The sequence below is a fragment of the Rhodoferax sediminis genome, from assembly GCF_006970865.1.
GTDB lineage: Bacteria > Pseudomonadota > Gammaproteobacteria > Burkholderiales > Burkholderiaceae_C > Rhodoferax_A > Rhodoferax_A sediminis.
In genome coordinates this window covers 1747640-1767333 of record NZ_CP035503.1, presented here as the reverse complement: position 1 = coordinate 1767333, position 19694 = coordinate 1747640, and the positions used below count along the sequence as shown (strand labels likewise).

19 protein-coding genes are annotated in these 19694 nt (G+C 64.6%); 3 read left to right on the top strand and 16 right to left on the bottom strand.

Annotation, left to right across the window (positions count from 1 at the left end; genetic code table 11):
* Positions 1-9: 9 nt before the first annotated feature.
* The 8 genes from fnr to EUB48_RS08455 all read right to left on the bottom strand — a co-directional run bounded on the left by fnr (position 10) and on the right by EUB48_RS08455 (position 7126).
* Entirely contained in the window at positions 10-807 is a 798-nt protein-coding gene (gene fnr, locus EUB48_RS08490; protein ID WP_142818479.1) for a fumarate/nitrate reduction transcriptional regulator Fnr, read from the bottom strand.
* 28 nt (positions 808-835) lie between these two features.
* Complete coding sequence (locus tag EUB48_RS08485) at positions 836-1225, bottom strand: response regulator (RefSeq protein ID WP_142818478.1); 390 nt, start codon at positions 1223-1225, stop codon at positions 836-838.
* A 170-nt stretch (positions 1226-1395) separates the two neighbouring features.
* Positions 1396-2757: an FAD-binding oxidoreductase gene (locus EUB48_RS08480; RefSeq protein WP_142818477.1), complete on the bottom strand. Its 1362-nt coding sequence runs from the start codon at positions 2755-2757 to the stop codon at positions 1396-1398.
* The gene (locus EUB48_RS08475; RefSeq protein ID WP_244618373.1) at positions 2738-3961 is read right to left on the bottom strand and encodes an SAM-dependent methyltransferase; all 1224 of its coding nucleotides are present in this window, start codon (positions 3959-3961) and stop codon (positions 2738-2740) included. The genes EUB48_RS08480 and EUB48_RS08475 overlap by 20 nt, the downstream gene beginning before the upstream one ends.
* An 18-nt stretch (positions 3962-3979) precedes the next feature.
* Positions 3980-4420, bottom strand: coding sequence for a host attachment protein (locus tag EUB48_RS08470; RefSeq protein WP_142818475.1), 441 nt, complete (start codon positions 4418-4420; stop codon positions 3980-3982).
* 41 nt (positions 4421-4461) lie between these two features.
* Positions 4462-5301, bottom strand: a complete 840-nt coding sequence (locus tag EUB48_RS08465) for a universal stress protein (RefSeq protein WP_244618372.1) — start codon at positions 5299-5301, stop codon at positions 4462-4464.
* Positions 5302-5393: 92 nt separating this feature from the next.
* Positions 5394-6038 (bottom strand): response regulator, encoded by a 645-nt coding sequence (locus tag EUB48_RS08460; RefSeq protein WP_142818474.1) that lies wholly within the window; start codon positions 6036-6038, stop codon positions 5394-5396.
* Entirely contained in the window at positions 6035-7126 is a 1092-nt protein-coding gene (locus EUB48_RS08455; protein ID WP_142818473.1) for a PAS domain-containing sensor histidine kinase, read from the bottom strand. Before EUB48_RS08455 ends, EUB48_RS08460 begins: the two co-directional genes overlap by 4 nt.
* 172 nt (positions 7127-7298) lie before the next feature.
* Between EUB48_RS08455 and EUB48_RS08450 the strand changes: the two genes are divergently transcribed.
* Positions 7299-7775: a universal stress protein gene (locus EUB48_RS08450; protein WP_142818472.1), complete on the top strand. Its 477-nt coding sequence runs from the start codon at positions 7299-7301 to the stop codon at positions 7773-7775.
* An 18-nt stretch (positions 7776-7793) separates the two neighbouring features.
* Here EUB48_RS08450 and EUB48_RS08445 read toward each other — a convergent pair whose 3' ends face one another.
* The 5 genes from EUB48_RS08445 to EUB48_RS08425 form a co-directional block, all read right to left on the bottom strand.
* Complete coding sequence (locus tag EUB48_RS08445; RefSeq protein ID WP_142818471.1) at positions 7794-9344, bottom strand: malonate--CoA ligase; 1551 nt, start codon at positions 9342-9344, stop codon at positions 7794-7796.
* 16 nt (positions 9345-9360) lie between these two features.
* Positions 9361-10161, bottom strand: coding sequence for an enoyl-CoA hydratase/isomerase family protein (locus EUB48_RS08440; RefSeq protein ID WP_142818470.1), 801 nt, complete (start codon positions 10159-10161; stop codon positions 9361-9363).
* On the bottom strand, positions 10158-11636 hold the full coding sequence (locus tag EUB48_RS08435) for a malonyl-CoA decarboxylase (RefSeq protein WP_142818469.1): 1479 nt from the start codon (positions 11634-11636) through the stop codon (positions 10158-10160). The genes EUB48_RS08440 and EUB48_RS08435 overlap by 4 nt, the downstream gene beginning before the upstream one ends.
* A gap of 45 nt (positions 11637-11681) precedes the next feature.
* Complete coding sequence (lgt, locus tag EUB48_RS08430) at positions 11682-12509, bottom strand: prolipoprotein diacylglyceryl transferase (RefSeq protein WP_142818468.1); 828 nt, start codon at positions 12507-12509, stop codon at positions 11682-11684.
* A gap of 71 nt (positions 12510-12580) precedes the next feature.
* A complete protein-coding gene (locus EUB48_RS08425; protein WP_142818467.1) occupies positions 12581-13489 on the bottom strand; it encodes a LysR family transcriptional regulator in 909 nt (302 codons plus the stop codon).
* Between the two features lie 116 nt (positions 13490-13605).
* Between EUB48_RS08425 and ilvD the strand changes: the two genes are divergently transcribed.
* Complete coding sequence (gene ilvD / locus EUB48_RS08420) at positions 13606-15303, top strand: dihydroxy-acid dehydratase (protein WP_142818466.1); 1698 nt, start codon at positions 13606-13608, stop codon at positions 15301-15303.
* Positions 15304-15334: 31 nt separating this feature from the next.
* Here ilvD and EUB48_RS08415 read toward each other — a convergent pair whose 3' ends face one another.
* Positions 15335-15589 carry a TIGR04438 family Trp-rich protein gene (locus EUB48_RS08415; protein WP_142818465.1) on the bottom strand — a complete coding sequence of 85 codons (255 nt, stop codon included), beginning with the start codon at positions 15587-15589 and terminating at the stop codon, positions 15335-15337.
* Between the two features lie 103 nt (positions 15590-15692).
* Between EUB48_RS08415 and EUB48_RS08410 the strand changes: the two genes are divergently transcribed.
* On the top strand, positions 15693-15998 hold the full coding sequence (locus EUB48_RS08410) for a c-type cytochrome (RefSeq protein WP_142818464.1): 306 nt from the start codon (positions 15693-15695) through the stop codon (positions 15996-15998).
* Positions 15999-16112: 114 nt separating this feature from the next.
* Here EUB48_RS08410 and acs read toward each other — a convergent pair whose 3' ends face one another.
* Together acs and fumC are read right to left on the bottom strand one after the other, a co-directional pair.
* Positions 16113-18131, bottom strand: coding sequence for an acetate--CoA ligase (gene acs, locus EUB48_RS08405; RefSeq protein WP_142818463.1), 2019 nt, complete (start codon positions 18129-18131; stop codon positions 16113-16115).
* A gap of 166 nt (positions 18132-18297) precedes the next feature.
* Positions 18298-19689, bottom strand: a complete 1392-nt coding sequence (gene fumC / locus EUB48_RS08400; RefSeq protein WP_142818462.1) for a class II fumarate hydratase — start codon at positions 19687-19689, stop codon at positions 18298-18300.
* Positions 19690-19694 lie beyond the last annotated feature (5 nt).

Here is a 19694-nt window from a genome sequence, read left to right as displayed (position 1 = left end):
TCGCGGCCGTCAGTGCACGCGTATCTCGAAAGCCCCCGCCAAAGCATCCGGGTCGAGGATGCGTATGTGGCGCTTGTCCACTTCAAGCAGCCGTTGTTGCTGGAAGGCCGAGAACGTGCGGCTGACGGTTTCCAGCGTCATGCCCAAGTAGCTGCCGATTTCGGCGCGCGTCATCCTCAGATGGAATTCGCTGGCCGAGTAGCCGCGTGCCTTCAGGCGTTTCGACAGGTTCAGCAAGAAGGCCGCGAGCCGTTCCTCGGCGTTCATGCTGCCGAGCAGCATCATCAGGCTCTGCTCGCGCACAATTTCGCGGCTCATGAGGCGGCTGATCAGGTGCTGCGTGCCGGAACTACCGGCCGCCAGCTCAGTGAGATGCGCGTAAGGAATGGCGCAAACCTCGGCGTCTTCCAAGGCAGTGGCACTGCTGGCATGGTTGCCCTGGGCCACCCCGTCCAGCCCCATCAGCTCCCCGGCTATATGGAAACTGCTGACCTGCTCGCGCCCATCGGCCAGTGTCAGGCTGGACTTGAACGTGCCGCTGCGCACGGCATAAACGAACTGGAAGCGTTCACCCTCGTGGTAGAGAGTCTGCGCAGACCTCATCCTGCGCCGGGCGAACATCAGGCTATCCAGGCCATCCAGGCGCATGACGTCGCTGCTGCTCATGCCACTGGGCAGGCACAACTCGCGCAGGTGGCAGTTGGAACACCGGGGCTTCGACGAGGCCGCGGGGGCCATCGCCTCCGGTGTCTGCCGGGGCGCGAACCGGATGGGGGCGGCGGGAGCTTCGAGGACGGCGAGGGACATGGCTTTCTCCTTGGTGAACGGGACGCTGTTAATGCGTTGCATGCTGTGAGGCGTCCGCCACAGACTGCGCGAGTTGCTCAAATTCGATACTCTTGTCGAGAAAGCGGACGGCACCGCCTCCCAGGTAGCGCTTGCGGAACGCCAGACCCGCGTTGTTGCTGAAAACGACGAAGGCGATTTCGGGTACGGCCCGGCGCACGGCGAGCAACACTTCCAGGCCGGAGCCACCCGCGAGTTGAACATCCAGCACCACCACATCGGGGCGAGTGGACAGGATGCCGTCAATGGCACCCTGCGGCGTTTCGGCGTGGCCGACAATGGTCATGGCGCGGGCCTGGAGCATCGCCGCAACGCGTGTCCGGATGGGCGCCCAATCGTCGGCAAGAAAAACTTTGACAGAGATGTGGCGCTCAAGCATGCCTTGACTATGGCCGCCCGCGCGCCGCTGCGACATCGGCGAAGGCTGAATCCAGCCCTCGGATAAATCCGGATCGGGGCTTCCGCTGCGCCGAGGGCGCCTAGGAATTGTCCGAGCGAGCGCTCGACCCCTCGCCCGCGAGAGCAGCCTGCGCGTCGTGCATCATCTGCTCAGGCGCGCAGTACGCATTTGTCATACAGATGCGGTGCGCGGCCCCGCGGATCGTACCGGGCCTTGAGCCGCTCGTACTCGACCAGGTCATAGGCTTGCGCGAATTCCCCGGGTGTAAAGAAACTCTCCGAATAAAGCGACTTGATGCCACCCAGTCGCATCACTTCCCCTTCGACCAGGCGGTTGAAATGTCCCGGCTCGAAGGACAGGGGCGACTCGATCACATCCCAGAAGCCGAAGTTGATGTAAAGGGGCGCCGCAGCCAGCCGATACAGCGGAAACTGCCGCCCCGTCACCTCGCCGCGCACCGGGCAGACCCAGATGGGCAGAATGCCGATCTCGCGCTGCAGAAAGGCAAGGAATTCCGCGGCGCGCTCCAGGGGAATGTCCACGTCCTGGATCACGCTCTCGCGGTAGCGGCCGCGCCAGCGTGCCAGGCGCTGGGTCAACTGCCAGCGTGCGTTCAGGCGCATCCAGCGCGTATAAGTGCGTGAATTCAGGCGCTCGCGCCCGAGCAGGCGGCGCACCAGCGGATGCTGCGCCCCGAAATTCTTCGAACACCAAAACCAGTCCGTGTCCCAGCGCCAGAGGTAGTCCTGCGTGCTCAGGTAATCCTGCTGCCGCGAGCGCAACGACTGGTAGTAGATGTGCTCGAAACTGTAGTCGCTGCGCCATGGCGCCTCGCGCGTGAAGCGGCCCACGCTCAGCACGTGCTCGTGCTCGCCAAACACCACCGCATCCACAAAATCGGCATCGCCACGGCACTGGGCGGCCAGTGCCTCGAAAAATGCCTCGCCGTCGGCGCACGCCCGGTGTTCGACACGCACCAAGGGCTGAACGTCGAGCGTGCCTATCCGCAAACGCAGTGCATAGCCGAGCGTGCCGTAGGAATTGGGAAAGCCAAAGAACAGGTCGCTGTGCTCGTTGCCGGGCGTGCAGACCACGATATCGCCCTGCGGCAGAAGCACCTCGATCTCCTGCAGCGTGTCATGTACCAGGCCATGCCGGAATGATGTGGCCTCAATACCCACGCCCGCGCAAGCGCCGCCGACCGTGATGGTCTTGAGCTGGGGCACCACGGCCGGCATGCAGCCGCGCGGCAGCGTCCATGCCACCAGGTCTTCGTAAGTGATCATGCCTTCGACGTCGACCCAGCCGGCCTGCGCGTCGGCGCCGATCACGTGGCGCATGTCGCCGAGGTCGAGCCTGTGCCGGCCGTTCTCGCGGCGATCGCGGAACAGGTTAGAGGTACTCTTGCGCAGCGCGATCGGTTCGGGCTCCGAGGCACGCGCCCTCATTTGCGCCGCCGCCTGCGCGGCGCGCTCGGCGTGAGCCAGAATTTCAGGGCGCGCGGTGTCCATAAAGATGCTCCCGCGTCATCGGATAGCTGGTGCGGCTGATGTTGCCCTTGCTGAACAGCACCTGGAACAGGTGGGTCTGGCCCACTTCGCTGCGGAACATTTCAGCGCACCCCACGAGATAGCACATCCAGATGCGCCGGAAGCGCTCATTGAAGCGTTCAGGGTCCAGCGCCTGGATGGCGGGCCAGTTGGCGCCAAAGCGCCGCGCCCATTCGTCCAGCGTCAGGGCATAGTGGCGGCGCAGGTTCTCGACGTCGATCACTTCCAGTCCGGCATTTTCCATTTCCACGAGGGTGTCCGCCAGGCTGGGAATCCAGCCACCGGGGAATACGTGCTTGCGGATGAACAGCTCCGTGTCACGCCGGCCCACGTGACCAATGAAATGCAGCATCCCGAGTCCCCCGGGCTTGAGGAAATCGGCGTGCGCCTTGACCACTTCAGCCAGCTGGTCGCGCCCCGCATGTTCGAGCACGCCAATAGACACGACCTTGTCGAACTGTGCGTTCACGTCGCGGAAATCGGCTTCGCGCACCTGCAGCTGTTCCTGCAGCCCGCGCCGGCGGATCTCGGCATCGAGCCATTGCACCTGCTCGGTCGTCGTGTTGACGCCCGTGCCCAGCGCACCGGTGGTCTCCAGGGCCCTGAACATGAAGCCGCCAAAGCCACAACCAATGTCGACAAAGCGCTCGCCACGGCGCAGATCGATCTTGCGGCACACGTGGTCGATCTTGTCGCGCTGCGCCTGCTCCAGGCTCTGCGTGCCCTCGCGCCAGTAGGCACAGGTGTACATCTTGAGCGGATCGTCAAGCCAGAGGCGGTAGAACGACTCTCCCAGGCCATAGTGCGCGCGCGCGTTGGTCTTGGCCTGCTGCGCGTCGCGATTGGCGCCGCGCCATTCGAGCAAGTTGTTCTCCACGCTGTTGACCGCATCGAAGCGCACATCGAAGCCCGAGCGCATGCCCGCCGCCATCGCCGCGCCCAGATCGCCCTGCAGATCAACCTCCTGGTCAAAATAGGCTTCCAGCAAGCCCAGGTGGCCGCGCGCGAGCATGGACACCAGCGCCCCATCGGTGCGAAACACCACCGTGAAGACCGGCTCGCCCACGCCCGTCTGGTAGGCCGCGCCGCGGGGCAGCACAACTGCAAAGGCCACACCTGCCCGCTCGCCCAGCGAATCAACGGCAGCCTGGAGCGAGAGGTTCACGATGTTTTGCGCTGCAGATCAGCGCGCCAACGCGCGTTTGATCCGCTGCTCCAGTTCGCCAAGGCCAAAACTGGTCAGGTCCAGATCATGAGTGGCGGATAGCAAGCGCGAGGTGGCCGCGCCGAGTTGCGCCTTGAGCTCTCCCAGAAACGGGCTGGATGCAAAAATCGCCAGCGAATGGAAACTGCCCGACTGGGCCTGCTGCTCCAGATAATCGGCCAGTTCGCGTGCAAAGCGCGTGTGCTCCTTCTGCTTGGCATTCACATGGGGCTGGAAGGCTGCACCGCTGAAGTCGTGGTCGGTCTTTTCCTGCCCTGCCCTGTCGTCGGCCAGGTCGCCGACCTTGGCGCGACCCTGCGGGTGCGCAAAACTCTGGAGGACCACCATCGGGCCACCCCGTTCGCGCCCCAACAGCCGCGCCTGCGTGGCGTTGGCGACCATGATCCAGTCGGATTTCATATTCGCTTCCTCCAACAATTGTCCGTCCATCCTGACGGCCGTCAATGGACCATCAGTACCGGCAGGGTCATGGACTCCAGCACCGTCCGCGAAGTCCCTCCCAACACCCATTCACGCGCGCGGCTGTGGCCGTAGCAGCCCATGACCAGCAAGTCGGCCTGGAAATCGAACGCACGAGACAGCAGCTGTTCGCCCAGTCTCTCGCGCTCCTTGCCCTGATGGTGCCAGATCGCCTCCACCCCCTTCAGCTTGAGGTAACCGCTCAGGCCCAGCCCCTCGCCGCCGATGTCCGCATCTTCGTCCTCCCAACTGACCACATGGACACGCTGGGCACTTTGCAGGAAAGGCAGGGCCGCGGCGACGGCGCGGGCCGCCTCGCGCGTCGGCTTCCAGGCGATCACCACGGTCTCGCCTATGGCCGGTGGCACGATGGCATAGGGCAGGATCAGGGCGGGCTTGCCGCTGATCGCCAGCACGGTTTCGGCAAAATCAGCTGGCACATGCGTCGATCCGGCGTCCGTTGGGTCATGCTGGCCCAGCACCAGCAGGTCTGCATATAGCGCCTGCTGCGCGAACGCGGCCATGATGGGCTCGTCGCGCACCTCGGCCCATGAAATGTGCGCGTCGGATGCCGCCTGTGCTTGCTCGAACAGGGCTCGCGCCCGGGCGCGTTGCTCGTCATCGATCTCGCGCAAGGCGACTCCCATACCGGGGCCGACCCCGGGCGAAAACGGCAACTCCATAAAACTGGGCGTGACCGCATAGAGGGCGGTAATCGCAGCCTCGAGCCGTGGCCCGAGCCGCTGCGCGACCTCCAGGCGCTGCGCTGCGCGCGGTGAAGGATCAAGGTGGACCAGCAGTTGCATAGCGGAAGCTTTCACGGAATCTCTCCTTGGACGGGCGATTCTGTAATGCTAGTGTGCCGCCGCCGCCGCAACCTTGACAAACATCAAGCGTGCGCCATAACGGCCCCTCAGGGCTCCATCTGGTCAGCCAGGCCGTGCCTGAGGGCGTAGCGAATCAACTCGCTCTGGTTTTGCAGGCCCATCTTGTTCATCAGGTTGGCCTTGTGGGTGCTAACGGTCTTGACCGACAGGTTGAGCCGGCCCGCGATGTCGGTGACCGAGACGCCGGCCACCAGCAGCCGCAGCACCTCGAATTCGCGATTGGACAGGCTCTCGTGCAACGGTGCTTCGCTGCCCGGCATGGCACCCAGGGCCAGTTGCTCGGCCACCTCGGCCGTGACGAAGGCACCGCCGGCGGCGATCTTGCGGATGGCCTGCTCCAGTTGCGCCGGGGCGCTTTCCTTGGTCAGGTACCCGCTGGCGCCGGATTTGATGGCGCGCACGGCATATTGCAGTTCCTGATGCATGCTCAGCACGAGGATGCGCAATTTCGGCTTCTCGGCGCGGACCAGCCGGATCACCTCCATGCCGCTGCGCCCCGGCATGGACAGATCCAGCACCAGCACATCAAAAGTGAGGTCGCGCACCCACTGCATGACCTCGCCGCCGTTGGCCGCCTCGCCACTCACTTCCATGTCGCCCGCTGCAAGGATGATGCGTTTGAGGCCTTCACGCACGATGGCATGGTCGTCCGCAATCACGATCCTGATCACGTTGCTGCTCCCGCGTCGGCCATGGGGATCCGCACCACGACGCGTGTGCCCTTGCCCAACTGGCTGTCGACATCGATGCTGCCCTTGAGCAGGTGCGCCCGCTCGCGCAAGCCCATCAGACCGAGAGAACGGTGCTTGCGCGGCGCCGCCGGGGAAAAGCCACGGCCGTTGTCGGCAACCCGCATCGTCACCGCAGCGGGCGTGCATTCGATCTGTACCTCGACCTGCGAGGCCTGGGCGTGCTTGGCCACGTTGGCCAGCGACTCCTGCACGATGCGGAATACCGCCGTCGCGTAGGGCTCGTGCAACTCCAACCCCTCGTCGGCCAGCAGCGCGCAGGCCACGCCGGTGCGCTGGGTAAAGTTGTGCACCAGCCACTCGACCGCCGGGATCAGGCCCAGGTCGTCGAGCAGCAGCGGGCGCAGGTCGGCGGCAATGCGCCGCGTGGCGGCCACCGCGGTGTCGAGCATGGCGAGCATGTCGCCCAGCTTGGCTGCAACGGCCTGGCCACCCTCAGGCAGGCTGTCACGCACCCAGATGGCGTCCATTTTGAGCGCGGTGAGCAACTGCGCCAGTTCGTCATGCAGTTCGCGCGCGATACGGCGTTTCTCGGCTTCGCGGATGGTGTTGGCCTCGGCGGCGAAGGCGCTCAGCTCTTCCTGTGCACGCACCCGTTCGGTGACATCGCGCAGGATCACCGTGAACAGCTTGCCGCCGCCGGTGTCGAGTTGGGAGATCGAGGCGTCCATCTGAAACTCTTCGCCATTGGCACGCAGGCCATAGACCACCGAGGAGCCTCCCATGCGCCGCGAGGTCACGCCCGTGGCACCGAAGCGCTTGACGTGGGCCCCGTGAGCCGCGTGGAAGCGTCCGGGCATGAGCCGGGCCAGGGGTTGGCCCAGCATTTGCGCGGTCGGCCAGCCAAAGACCCTTTCAGCCGCCTGGTTGTACTGGATGATGCGCTGCCCTTCGTCTACCGTGATGATTGCGTCCATGGCGGAGTCGAGCAGGCTGGCGAGCAAGGCGCCATCCTGCGAGCCAGGGGGTGCGGCGGCCCCGCTTGCAGGCCCGGGGGGCGAAAACAGCATAGGTCTTTCTGCGGAAGTGACTTCAGGTTTGCAGTATAGGTCCGCATGTCAGACCCGAAGTTGCTCCCCGCCCGGCCGGCAGCCCCCTCCATCCCCTTGATCAAAATCAATATCGCCAAAACGTGCATGCTTCATACTGGATTTGTTCAGTATTTAATTTCGGAGCCGCATCATGTACCAGCGAATTCTCGTGCCCGTGGATGGCAGCCAGCCCGCCAACAAGGCCTTGGCTGCGGCCCTGCAAATGGCGAAGGACTTCAACGGCCGGGTGCGGTTGATTCATGTGGTGGACGAGTTGGCCGGCCTCAGCGGCTATGACCTGTATGGCGGCTACCCCGGAGACCTCCTGGAACTCATACGGGAAAACGGGCACAAGATTCTCGACGACGCGATGGCCACTGCGCAAGCCGCCGGCGTCGAGGCCGACAAGGTGCTGTCGGACAACTTCGGCGAGCGCCTGGGCGAGGCAGTGGTCGATGCGGCCAAGCGCTGGAATGCCGACCTGATCGTCATCGGCACCCACGGCCGGCGCGGCATCGGCCGCGTGCTGCTGGGCAGCGGCGCCGAACAAATCATCCGCCTGGCGCCGGTGCCGGTGCTGGTGGTGCGCTCGCCGGAAAGCGGAAAAGCCGCCAAGGCCGGCACCTGAGCCCCCGCGCCAGCATTCTTAGATGAACAGGCTCTTGTGCTGCTCGCGCAGCACTGCCTTTTGCACCTTGCCCATGGTGTTGCGTGGCAGATCACTCGCCACGAAGCAGCGCTTGGGAATCTTGAAGTTCGCCAGGCTCGCCTTGAGCTGCGCCATGATCCGGTCCGCCTGCAGCGTCTGCCCCGGCTTCGGGACCACGATGGCCACGCCCACCTCGCCGAAGTCGGGGTGCGGCACGCCGACCACGGCGCTCTCGGCCACGCCGGGCATGTCGTTGATGTAGCTCTCGATCTCGGCCGGGTAGACGTTGTAGCCGCCGCTGATGATCAGGTCCTTGGCCCGGCCCACGATGGTCACATAACCCTGCGCATCAATTCTGCCGACGTCCCCGGTCTTGAAGAAGCCGTCGGCCGTGAATTCTTCGCGCGTCTTCTCCGGCATGCGCCAGTAGCCCTTGAACACGTTCGGCCCTTTCACCACGATGGCGCCGGTTTCGCCGGCGGCCAGCGGCTGGCCTGCCTCGTCCTGCACACGCAGTTCGACGCCCGGCAGCGGAAAGCCCACGGTGCCCCCACGACGCTCACCCTGCTTCGCATCGTACGGGTTGGACGTCAGCATCACGGTCTCGCTCATGCCGTAGCGCTCCAGGATCGTGTGGCCGGTCCTGGCGCGCCATTCGTTGAAGGTCTCGATCAGCAGCGGCGCGGAACCCGAGATGAAAAGCCGCATTTTGCGCACGGCCGCCCGGTCAAGCGCGGGCTCGGCGAGCATGCGCACGTACAGCGTCGGCACGCCCATGAACACGGTGGCCTGCGGCAGCCGCGCGACCACCTGCCGTGGGTCGAACTTGCCGAACCAGATCATCTTGCTGCCGCTCAGCAGCGCGCCGTGGATCGCCACGAACAGGCCGTGCACGTGGAAGATCGGCAGCGCGTGAATCAGCACGTCATCGGGCCTCCAGCCCCAGTACTCCTTCAACACCAGCGCGTTGCTGAGCATGTTGCCGTGCGTGAGCATGGCGCCCTTGCTGCGGCCCGTGGTGCCGCTGGTGTAGACGATGACCGCCAGATCGTCGGCTGACCTGTGCGCCACTATGTGCTGGTCGCTGTAGTGAGCGGCGCGTTCGAGCAGGGTACCGCTGCGGTCCTCGTTCAGCGTGAAGACATGCCCGGTACCGGCCTTGAACGCAATCTTGCTGACCCAGCCGAAGTTCCTGCCGCTGCACACCACCACGGCCGGCTCGGCGTTGCCGATGAAATATTCGATCTCGGCGCTCTGGTAGGCCGTGTTGAGCGGCAAATACACATAGCCCGCGCGCAGCGTGGCAAGGTACAGCACCATCGCCTCCACCGATTTTTCCACCTGCACGGCGATGCGCGAACCTGGTGGCAGATCGAGTGACGCCAGCAGATTGGCGACCATGGCCGTGGCGCGCTCCAGGTCGCCCCAGGAGTAGTGCAGGCCGTCGTCGGTTTCCACCGCAATCGCGTCGAGATTGGCGGGGAAGGCGGCGCGCAGGGCCGCAAACAGATTCTGGTTGTCCGCGCTGGTGGGAATGGGCTGGCTCATGATGTTCCGGGAGTGGTTAAAACACGGGTTTGCGTTTTTGCAGGAAGGCGGCGATGCCTTCGCGGTGTTCGGCGCTGTCGGCGTAGCGATAGGCGCCGCGCATCTCGTTTACTACTGGATCAGTAGCGGAAGGTGAAGACTCCATAAGGGCTTGACCACGATTCAATGCACGAATGGTTTGCTTGTTCAGGCGCGCTGCCTGCGGTGCCAGCGCGGCCACGTGGTAGGCGCTGACCAGCGCCGCGCTGGCGGCCGCGGCGCTCGCAACCACCTGGCTCAGGAAGCCGCGCGCCTTCATCTCGGCGGCGCCCAACACCGCCGCCTGCAGCAGCATTTCCCGGGCGCTCAAAGCCCCGGCCTCGCGCAGTACCAGCGCGGCCTCGCGCGGCGCCATGGGGAAACCCAGCTTGGCAATCGGTGCGCCAAAGCGGGCGGACTCGGCCGCGATGCGAATGTCGCAGCAGCAGGCGATTTCAATGCCGGCGCCCATGCAGTTGCCCTCAATCTGCGCGACGATCGGCACGTCGCAATCGAGCATCGCCTGCAGGCCGCCCCATACGTCGTTCTCATGAAAATCGCGCAGGCTCGCCTCGTTGAAACGAAAGGCCGGGTATTCGGCAATGTCGCCGCCCGCGCAAAAATAGCCCCCTTCACCCCGAATCAGCACGCAGCGCACGTCGGGGCTGAGCTGAATGCTCTCGAAAACAGAGCGCAGCGCACGCCACATGGCGCGCGACATGGCGTTCAGCTTGCCTGGATGGCGCAGCGTGACGAAGGCCACGCCAGCCTGCTGCTCGACTTCGACGGTTCCACTCATGAGAAACCCAGGCTCTCGATTTCCTTGGACACCGGGATTTTCCCTTGCGCCAGCATGGCCCGGTGCTTGTCCAGCCGCTTGAGGTCATAAAGGTAGTTGACCATCACGCCCCAGGACTGCTTGAGGCCTTTGGCCGAGGGGTCGGCGCCCCAGTTGAGCCGCTCCACGCGCGCGCCATTGCCCAGGTGAAAACGCGCCACCGGATCGAGCGGCTTGCCGTCGACCCCTGTATGTGCCAGGTAGTGGGCGGCGCAGCGCAGCAGCATCTGGCGCAGCGGCGAAGAGGCCGGCAGCGCCAGCGGGCTTTCCAGTGCGGCCAACAGAGAAGCGGCTGATGGCGGCGTCAATCCCAGCGCGTGGCCCAACTCGACACGCGCCTTGTCATCGAGCTTGTCCAGCATGGCAGCGGCGTTCTTGCCGAGCCAGCCGCGAAACCCCGGAATCGGCGACAGCGTGGCAAAGTGCCGCAGCCTGGGCAATTCATCGTGCAGCGTCTCCACCACGCGCTTGATCAGCGAGTTGCCAAAGCTCACGCCCCGCAGACCAATCTGGGTGTTGCTGATGGAGTAAAAAATCGCCGTGCTGCTGTTTTTGAGATCGACCGGCGCGGCGCCCTCGTCCAGCAACGGCGTGATGCTATCGGCCATGCCCTGCATGAAGGCCACTTCGACAAAAATCAAAGGCTCGTCAGGCAGGTTCGGATGAAAAAAACCGTAGCAGCGGCGGTCCGAATCGAGCCGGTTCTTCACATCGGCCCAGCTGCGGATGTCGTGCACCGCCTCGTACTTGATGAGCTTCTCGATAAGCGAGGCTGGCGAGTCCCAGCTGATACGGCGCAGCTCGAGAAACGCCAGATCGAACCAGGTGGAAAACAGGCTCTCCAGCTCCGCGTCCAGCGCTACCAGGCGCTTGTCGGTCTTGAGCTGAGGCAGCAACTCGGAGCGCAGATCCAGCAGGAAACGCATGCCCTGCGGCGCCACCGCAAAGCGCTTGAGCAATCGCGTGCGCGGCGACACAAAGGCGCGGCGCAGCCGGATTTCCGCCGGGCCTTCTTCGGCCGTGCCCTGTGCGGCATCGTACTGTTCGCGCGCGGCGCCGACCTTCTTGGCGTCGGGTCCGAACTGCTCGCTCATCAGCAGCCAGGCGTCGCGGCGCTGCTCCGGCGTGGCTTTGGCATACCACTGGGCCACGCCGTTGGCGCGCCGCCCGCCTTCGACCTCGCTGACCTGCGGATCGATGATGGCCTGCAACTCCGTCAGGGTGCGACGCAGCACGCGGGGCGACAGGGCTTCCTGCTTCCGCCGCAGGGTCGCCTGCAAACGCTCGCCAGTGGAGCGCGACGACGGCGGCGTGGCTGCTTCCTTTTTGATAACTACGGGCGCCACACTGGCCTTGGGTAACGGCACATGGGTGCCGCTTTTGGCATTGGGCAACAATTTCGAGACACCACGGTTGATCCAGTCAGATGTGCTCATCACTCAGCCTCCTTGTTGCCTTCAATCAGATTCGTACGGGTACCTCTATCTTGCGGACGCTGCCCGCACCGGCTGCCAGCTCGCCCACCACCACAAGCCCACGCCGCCCACAATCATCGGCACGCACAGCCACTGCCCCATGCTCATGCCCAGCGACAGCAGGCCGAGAAAATCGTCCGGCTCGCGGAAAAACTCCGCGATGAAGCGGAACACGCCATAGCCCACCAGAAAGGCCGCCGCCACCTGGCCCCGCCGGCGCTCCTTGCGGGCGTACAGCCACAGGAGCACGAACAGCAGCAGGCCTTCCATCAGGAACTGGTAGATCTGCGAGGGGTGGCGCGGCAGCATCGAGCCGCTTTCCGGAAACACCATGCCCCAAGGCAGATCGGGGCTGCAAAAGCGGCCCCAGAGTTCGCCGTTGATGAAGTTGCCGATCCGCCCCGCCGCCAGCCCGGTCGGCACACACGGCGCGACAAAGTCGGCCACCTGCAGCCAGGGCTTGCCGCGCGAGTGGGCAAACCAGAGCATCGAGCCGATCACGCCCAGCATGCCGCCATGAAAACTCATGCCACCCTGCCAGACGGCGAAGACTTCCAGCGGGTGCGAAAAATAGTAGCCCGGCTTGTAAAACAGGCAGTAGCCGAGCCGCCCGCCGATCACCACGCCCATCACGCCCAAAAACAAAATGTCCTCGACGTCCTTGCGCGTCCAGGCCCCCGGCCCCCGGATGGAGGCAAACGGCTCGTGCTTAAGGCGGCAAATGCCCAGAAACATGAATAATCCGAACCCGGCCAGATAGGTCAGGCCGTACCAGTGAATCGCCAGCGGCCCGATTTGCAGGGCGATGGGATTGATATGGGGGTACATCAGCATAGGTTGCAATTGTGCATGGAAGTGAAACAGCTCAAAGGCGGTGGCCCACCGACACAGGTGCCGCGCGCCCGCTAGCGGGTCGCCGCAAAGGCGATGAACCGGTCCAGCGCGGGATTTATCTTGCCTGGTGCCCATACCAGGCTCGTCTCGCAACCCGGCACAGCCCGCCCCCTGGCACCCACGACTTCCCGGTACACGACGCCAGGGCGCTGAAACTGGCGCACGCTCTCGGGAACCCAGGCCAGTCCCAGCCCGGCAGAAACCAGGTTCACGATGGTCTGCATCTGGATAGCCTCCTGGGCCACTTGCGGCGAACAGCCAGCCGCGTGGTACATCGCGAAGACGGCGTCGTACAGCGACGGCACGATACGGCGCGGAAAGATGATCAGCGGTTCGGCCAGTACGGTGGCCAGTGGCGGCCGCGGCCGATCTGCCAGCGGATGCGACTCGGGCAGTGCCAGCACCAGCGACTCCCTGTCGATGAGCTGGCGCGCCAGCCCGGGTGGTGCGAAGCCGGGCGAATGCAGCATGAAGCCGGCGTCGATCTCGCCGCGCGCGAACGCAGCCAACTGCACGTCGCCAGTGGCCTCGATGAGTTCAAGCTGCACGCGCGGGGCCTGCTCGCGAAATGCGCGCACCCATTGAGGCAAGAAGGCAAAAGCCACGGTAGAGACAAACGCCAGCCGCAACCGGCCGACCTCGCCCGCAGCGGCCGCGCGCGCATGCGCCGGCAACTCCCGGGCGCGAGCGAGCAGCTCGCGCGCCTCTGGCAGCAGTGCCGCGCCCGCCGAGGTGAGCTGCACGCTGCGCTTGGTGCGGTCGAACAGGCGCACGGCCAGCAGCCCTTCCAGCTGGGCAATCGCCTGTGTCAATGGAGGCTGCGTCATGTTCAGGCGCTGGGCCGCACGGCCAAAATGCAATTCGTCGGCGACAGCAATGAACTGGCGCCATAAACGCAACTCAATCACGGAATCACTCATATGCACAATATATTAATACAGGCTTTCAAATATATTTGAAACGACGAAACATCGGGCGCATACTTTGGCTCGCAAACCTGCATCCCGCACTCCCATCCCCGCGAAAAGAGACTTCCATGGCAGACACTAAAGTTATCCGGCTGAATCCCCGCAGCAAGAACATCACCGAGGGTAAGTCGCGCGCCCCCAACCGCTCCATGTACTACGCCATGGGCTATGAAGAGGGCGATTTCAAGAAGCCGATGGTCGGCGTGGCCAACGGCCACAGCACCATCACCCCGTGCAACTCGGGCCTGCAAAAGCTGGCCGACGCGGCGATCGCCGGCATCGAGGAAGCCGGCGGCAACGCGCAGGTGTTCGGCACACCCACCATCTCCGACGGCATGGCCATGGGCACCGAGGGCATGAAGTATTCGCTGGTGAGCCGCGAAGTCATCGCCGACTGCGTGGAGACTTGCGTACAGGGCCAGTGGATGGACGGCGTGGTCGTGATCGGCGGCTGCGACAAGAACATGCCGGGCGGCCTGATGGGCATGCTGCGTGCCAACGTGCCGGCCATCTACGTGTATGGTGGCACGATTTTGCCCGGCCACTACAAGGGCAAAGACCTCAACATCGTGAGCGTGTTCGAGGCCGTGGGGGAAAATGCCGCAGGCCGCATGACGGACGAGGACCTGCTGCAAATCGAGCGCCGCGCCATCCCTGGTACCGGTTCGTGCGGCGGCATGTACACCGCCAACACCATGTCGTCAGCCTTCGAGGCGCTGGGCATCTCGCTGCCCTACTCGTCCACCATGGCGAACCCGCACGACGAGAAAGTAAATTCGGCCAGGGAGTCAGCCAGGGTGCTGGTCGAGGCCATCAAGCGGGATATCAAGCCGCGCGACATCGTGACGCACCGGTCGATCGAGAACGCCGTGGCGGTGATCATGGCCATCGGCGGCTCGACCAACGCGGTGCTGCACTTCCTGGCCATCGCGCACGCGGCCGGCGTCGAATGGACCATCGACGATTTCGAGCGCGTTCGCCAGAAAACCCCGGTGCTGTGCGACCTCAAGCCCAGCGGCCAATACCTGGCCGTAGACCTGCACCGCGCCGGCGGCATTCCCCAGGTCATGAAGATGCTGCTGGTGGCCGGCCTGCTGCATGGCGATTGCATCACCATCACGGGCCAGACCATTGCCGAAGTGCTGAAAGACGTGCCCGACGCCCCGCGCGCGGACCAGGACGTGATCCGCCCGATCGGCAACCCGATGTACCGGCAGGGGCACCTGGCCATCCTCAAGGGCAACCTGAGCCCCGAAGGCTGCGTGGCCAAGATCACCGGCCTGAAGAACCCGGTGATGACCGGCCCGGCGCGCGTGTTCGATGACGAGCAGTCGGCGCTGGCCGCCATTCTGGCCGGCAAGATCGTGGCCGGCGATGTGATGGTGCTGCGCTACCTCGGCCCCAAGGGCGGCCCCGGCATGCCCGAAATGCTGGCACCCACCGGCGCGCTGATCGGCGCCGGCCTGGGCGAGAGCGTGGGCCTGATCACCGACGGCCGCTTCTCGGGCGGTACCTGGGGCATGGTGGTCGGTCACGTCGCGCCGGAAGCGGCCGTGGGCGGCACCATTGCGTTCATCCACGAGGGCGACTCGATCACCATTGATTCGCGCCAGCTCAAGCTGGAACTCAACGTGAGCGAGGCTGAAATTGCCAAACGCCGCGCGGCCTGGACGGCGCCAAAGCCGCGCTACACCCGCGGCGTGCAGGCCAAATTTGCCTTCAACGCATCGACCGCGAGCAAGGGCGCGGTGCTCGACAACTTCTGACAGCCGCGCGGGTTGATCACGGAAAAGCCGCTCAGCGGCGCTTGCCGGCGTTTTTCTTGATGCCGATGCCGAGCGCCACGCGGTTTTTCTCGATGCGGTCGGCCTTGCGCTTGTCCATTTTCTCGACCGCTTTTTTCTTGCTGTAGCCGGACAGGTCGGCCCATGTCCACCACACGACGGCCAGGGCGAATGGCGCAAGAACCAGCCACCAGCTCCAGCCGGTCACGGGCCCGATCTCGAGGTACTTCATGAGCAGCAAAATAATCCCGATTCCCAGCAAATACATCACGACCTCCAGGGGGTTCCACCATGCCAACGGCGTATCGGCGCGTCAACGGCCATCGCTACAATGGCGTTGAAGGAATGTACCGCAACCCACAAGGCAACTCATGAAACAAATTTTGCTCGCCCTATTGACCACGCTCGCCGTCGCCACTCCCGCGCTGGCGAATCTGGCGCTGGCCACGTCCAAGAACTGTATGGCCTGCCACGCGGTCGATAAAAAACTGGTCGGCCCCTCGTACAAGGACGTCGCCGCCAAATATGCCGGCCAGAAGGATGCCGTGGACAAGCTGGCCGTGAAGATCATGAAGGGCGGCTCGGGCGTGTGGGGGCCCGTTCCCATGCCCGCGAATACCCAGGTCAACGAGGCCGAAGCCAAGCAACTGGCCGCGTGGGTGCTGTCACTCAAATAAGCTGCGACGGCCACTCAACAAAAAACCCGCTGATCGCTCAGCGGGTTTTTTAATGGTCATTTCGATCACAAGCCCATATTGGGTATTGGCTTTCTGCTATCTAAAATATAGTAATCAGAGTTTTTCCGCGAGCTGCTTGAGAATCTGCGGGTTCTCCAGCGTCGAGACGTCCTGCGTAATCGGCTCGCCCTTGGCAATCGAGCGCAGCAGGCGGCGCATGATCTTGCCCGAGCGCGTCTTGGGCAGGTTGTCGCCAAAGCGAATGTCCTTGGGCTTGGCGATCGGGCCGATTTCCTTGGCGATCCAGTTGCGCAATTCATTGGCAATTCTGACGGCTTCGTCGCCCGTTGGGCGCCCGCCCTTGAGCACCACGAAGGCGCAAATCGCCTCGCCTGTCAGATCATCGGGGCGCCCCACCACGGCCGCTTCGGCCACCAGGTCGGACTTGGCCGCCAGCGCCGACTCGATTTCCATCGTGCCCATGCGGTGGCCCGACACGTTCAGCACGTCGTCGATGCGTCCCGTGATGCGGAAGTAGCCGCGGTCGGCGCCGTTGGTCGCCTCGCCGGTGCTGCGCACGGCGCCGTCGCCGGCGAGGTAGGTCTTGCCGCCGAGCTCTTCCGGGAAATAGCTCTTCTTGAAGCGCTCGGGATCGTTCCAGATGGTGCGGACCATCGAGGGCCACGGGCGCTTGATCACCAGCATGCCGCCCGAGCCGTTGGGCATCTCATGGCCCATCTCGTCCACGATGCTGATCATGAGGCCGGGCAGCGGCAGCGTGCAGCTGCCCGGCACCAGCGCGGTAACCCCTGGCAGCGGATTGATCATGTGGCCGCCGGTTTCCGTCTGCCACCAGGTGTCCACGATCGGGCAGCGCTCGCCGCCAACGTTCTTGTAGTACCAGACCCAGGCCTCCGGATTGATAGGCTCCCCAACCGAGCCGAGAATGCGCAGGCTGGACAGGTCAAAGCGTTTCGGGTGCACCTTGGGGTCGGCTTCTGAGGCCTTGATCAGGGAGCGCACTGCCGTGGGCGCTGTGTAGAACACGCTGCATTTGTGACGCTCGATCATCTGCCAGAAACGGCCCGCATCGGGGTAGGTGGGCACGCCTTCAAACATGATTTGCGTGCCGCCGGCCGCCAGCGGGCCATAGGCCACGTAGGTATGGCCGGTGATCCAGCCGATATCGGCCGTGCACCAGAACACATCCTCGGGCTTCAGGTCGAACGTCCAGTCCATCGTGAGCTTGGCCCACAGCAGATAGCCGCCGGTGCAGTGCACCACGCCCTTGGGCTGACCGGTCGAGCCCGAGGTGTACAGGACGAACAACGGATGCTCCGCGCTGACCGGCACCGGCGCACAGGTCGTGCTCTGGCCCGCCAGTGCCTGCTCGAAGGTCAGGTCGCGCCCGGCCACCATGTTGCACGCGTCCTTCGTGCGCTGGTACACCAGCACGGTCTTGACGGCCTCGCAGCCACCCAGCGCCAGCGCCTCGTCGACCACCGCCTTGAGCGGCATGGCGCGCCCGCCGCGCATCTGCACGTTGGCGGTAATCACGGCGACCGCGCCGATGTTGACGATGCGCTCTTGCAGCGCCTTGGCCGAGAAGCCGCCGAACACCACGCTATGGATCGCGCCCAGGCGCGCGCAGGCTTGCATCGCAATCACGCCTTCCACCGTCATCGGCATGTAGAGGATCACGCGGTCGCCCTTCTTCACGCCGCGCGCCTTCAGTGCGTTGGCAAACTGGCCCACGCGCGCCAGCAGTTCCTTGTAGGTGACTTTGGCGACGGCGCCGTCGTCGGCTTCGAAGATGATGGCGGTCTTGTTCTCGACCGGCGTGCCCATGTGCCTGTCCAGGCAGTTGGCCGAGGCGTTGAGCTCACCGTCCTCGAACCACTTGTAAAACGGCGCGTTCGACTCGTCCAGCGTTTTGGTGAAGGGCTTGCTCCACGCCAGGTTCTCGCGCGCCAGCGTGGCCCAGAAGCCCTCGTAGTCGCCGCCGGCCTGCGCACACAGCGCGTTGTACGCGGCCATGCCCGAAATGCGGGCACACTTGACCATGGCATCGCTGGGCGGGAACACCCGGTTTTCAATCAGCACGGACTCGATGGCAGATGACGGAACGCTCATGGACTTGTCTCCTTGGGTTAATGGGTATTGCGCGGTAATGTCGGCGCTGGCTCTTACAGGCCACTGACTGGCATCAAGCTTACACCGCGATGGGGCCGCCAGAATTGGACCGTGTCCGCCTCATTTTGCCCATTCGGGAAAAACCCGTCTCCCGACAGCGACGTTGTCACGCCGTGCGGCCCACCATGTTTTCCGGCCGCACCCATTGGTCGAATTGCTCTGCCGTCAGGAAACCGCTGGCCAGCGCGGCCTCGCGCAGGCTCAAGCCCTCCTTGTGCGCCTTCTTGGCAATTTGCGCCGACTTGTCGTAGCCGATGTGCGGGTTCAGCGCGGTCACCAGCATCAGCGAGCGCGCCACCAGCTCCGCAATGCGCTCGCGATTCGGTTCGATCCCGACCGCGCAGTGGTCGTTGAAGCTGGAGAGGCCGTCGGCCAGCAGGCGCACGCTGTGCAGGAAGTTGTGCGCAATCATGGGGCGGAACACGTTGAGCTCGAAGTTGCCCGAGGCCCCGCCCATGTTGATGGCCACGTCGTTGCCGAACACCTGGCAGCACAGCATGGTCACGGCCTCGCTCTGCGTCGGATTCACCTTGCCGGGCATGATGGACGAGCCGGGTTCGTTCTCGGGAATCGACAGCTCGCCGATGCCGCTGCGCGGCCCGCTGGCCAGCCAGCGCACATCGTTGGCGATTTTCATCATGCTCGCGGCCAGCGTCTTGAGCGCGCCGTGCGCATGCACCAGCGCGTCGCAGGACGCCAGCGCCTCGAACTTGTTGGGCGCGGTCACCAGCGGCAGGCCGGTCAGCCGCGCCAGCTCGGCTGCCGCCTGCTCGGCGTAGCCCTTGGGCGCATTCAGCCCGGTGCCCACGGCCGTGCCGCCCAGCGCCAGCTCGCACAGGTGCGGCAGCGCGGCGCGCAGATGCGCCTCGCCATGCTCCAGTTGCGCCACATAGCCCGAGAACTCCTGGCCCAGCGTGAGCGGCGTGGCGTCCTGCAAGTGGGTGCGCCCGATCTTCACGATGCCGTCGAAATCGCGCGCCTTGGCCGCCAGCGTGCCGCGCAGCTTCGCGATGGCGGGCAGCAGCTTGTGCGTGATGGCGTCCACCGCCGCCACATGCATGGCAGTGGGGAACACGTCGTTCGAGGACTGGCTGCGATTCACCTCGTCGTTCGGGTGCACCAGCCGCGCATCGCCCCGCTCGCCGCCCAGCAATTCACTGGCGCGGTTCGCCAGCACTTCGTTGACGTTCATGTTGGTCTGGGTGCCCGAGCCGGTCTGCCAGACCACCAGCGGAAACTCCGCCGGGTGCTGGCCGGCAATCACCTCGTCCGCCGCTTTAATGATGGCCTGGGTCTTCTTCTCGTCCAGCAGCCCCAGCGCATGGTTCACCACGGCCGAGGAGCGCTTGATCTGCGCCAGGGCCCGGATGATCTCGCGCGGCTGCTGCTCGCCGGAAATGTCGAAGTTCTGCAGGGAGCGCTGCGTCTGCGCGCCCCACAGATGGTCGAAGGGGACTTCGATGGGGCCGAAAGTATCGCGTTCAGTGCGGGTCTTCATGAGGT

Excerpts from the sequence above, each read along its gene's own strand:
- fnr (WP_142818479.1), bottom strand. The coding sequence starts at position 807 with ATGTCCCTCGCCGTCCTCGAAGCTCCCGCCGCCCCCATCCGGTTCGCG.
- EUB48_RS08485 (WP_142818478.1), bottom strand. The coding sequence starts at position 1,225 with ATGCTTGAGCGCCACATCTCTGTCAAAGTTTTTCTTGCCGACGATTGG.
- EUB48_RS08480 (WP_142818477.1), bottom strand. The coding sequence starts at position 2,757 with ATGGACACCGCGCGCCCTGAAATTCTGGCTCACGCCGAGCGCGCCGCG.
- EUB48_RS08470 (WP_142818475.1), bottom strand. The coding sequence starts at position 4,420 with ATGAAATCCGACTGGATCATGGTCGCCAACGCCACGCAGGCGCGGCTG.
- EUB48_RS08455 (WP_142818473.1), bottom strand. The coding sequence starts at position 7,126 with ATGCTGTTTTCGCCCCCCGGGCCTGCAAGCGGGGCCGCCGCACCCCCT.
- EUB48_RS08450 (WP_142818472.1), top strand. The coding sequence starts at position 7,299 with ATGTACCAGCGAATTCTCGTGCCCGTGGATGGCAGCCAGCCCGCCAAC.
- EUB48_RS08445 (WP_142818471.1), bottom strand. The coding sequence starts at position 9,344 with ATGAGCCAGCCCATTCCCACCAGCGCGGACAACCAGAATCTGTTTGCG.
- EUB48_RS08440 (WP_142818470.1), bottom strand. The coding sequence starts at position 10,161 with ATGAGTGGAACCGTCGAAGTCGAGCAGCAGGCTGGCGTGGCCTTCGTC.
- EUB48_RS08435 (WP_142818469.1), bottom strand. The coding sequence starts at position 11,636 with ATGAGCACATCTGACTGGATCAACCGTGGTGTCTCGAAATTGTTGCCC.
- lgt (WP_142818468.1), bottom strand. The coding sequence starts at position 12,509 with ATGCTGATGTACCCCCATATCAATCCCATCGCCCTGCAAATCGGGCCG.
- EUB48_RS08425 (WP_142818467.1), bottom strand. The coding sequence starts at position 13,489 with ATGAGTGATTCCGTGATTGAGTTGCGTTTATGGCGCCAGTTCATTGCT.
- ilvD (WP_142818466.1), top strand. The coding sequence starts at position 13,606 with ATGGCAGACACTAAAGTTATCCGGCTGAATCCCCGCAGCAAGAACATC.
- EUB48_RS08415 (WP_142818465.1), bottom strand. The coding sequence starts at position 15,589 with ATGTATTTGCTGGGAATCGGGATTATTTTGCTGCTCATGAAGTACCTC.
- EUB48_RS08410 (WP_142818464.1), top strand. The coding sequence starts at position 15,693 with ATGAAACAAATTTTGCTCGCCCTATTGACCACGCTCGCCGTCGCCACT.
- acs (WP_142818463.1), bottom strand. The coding sequence starts at position 18,131 with ATGAGCGTTCCGTCATCTGCCATCGAGTCCGTGCTGATTGAAAACCGG.
- fumC (WP_142818462.1), bottom strand. The coding sequence starts at position 19,689 with ATGAAGACCCGCACTGAACGCGATACTTTCGGCCCCATCGAAGTCCCC.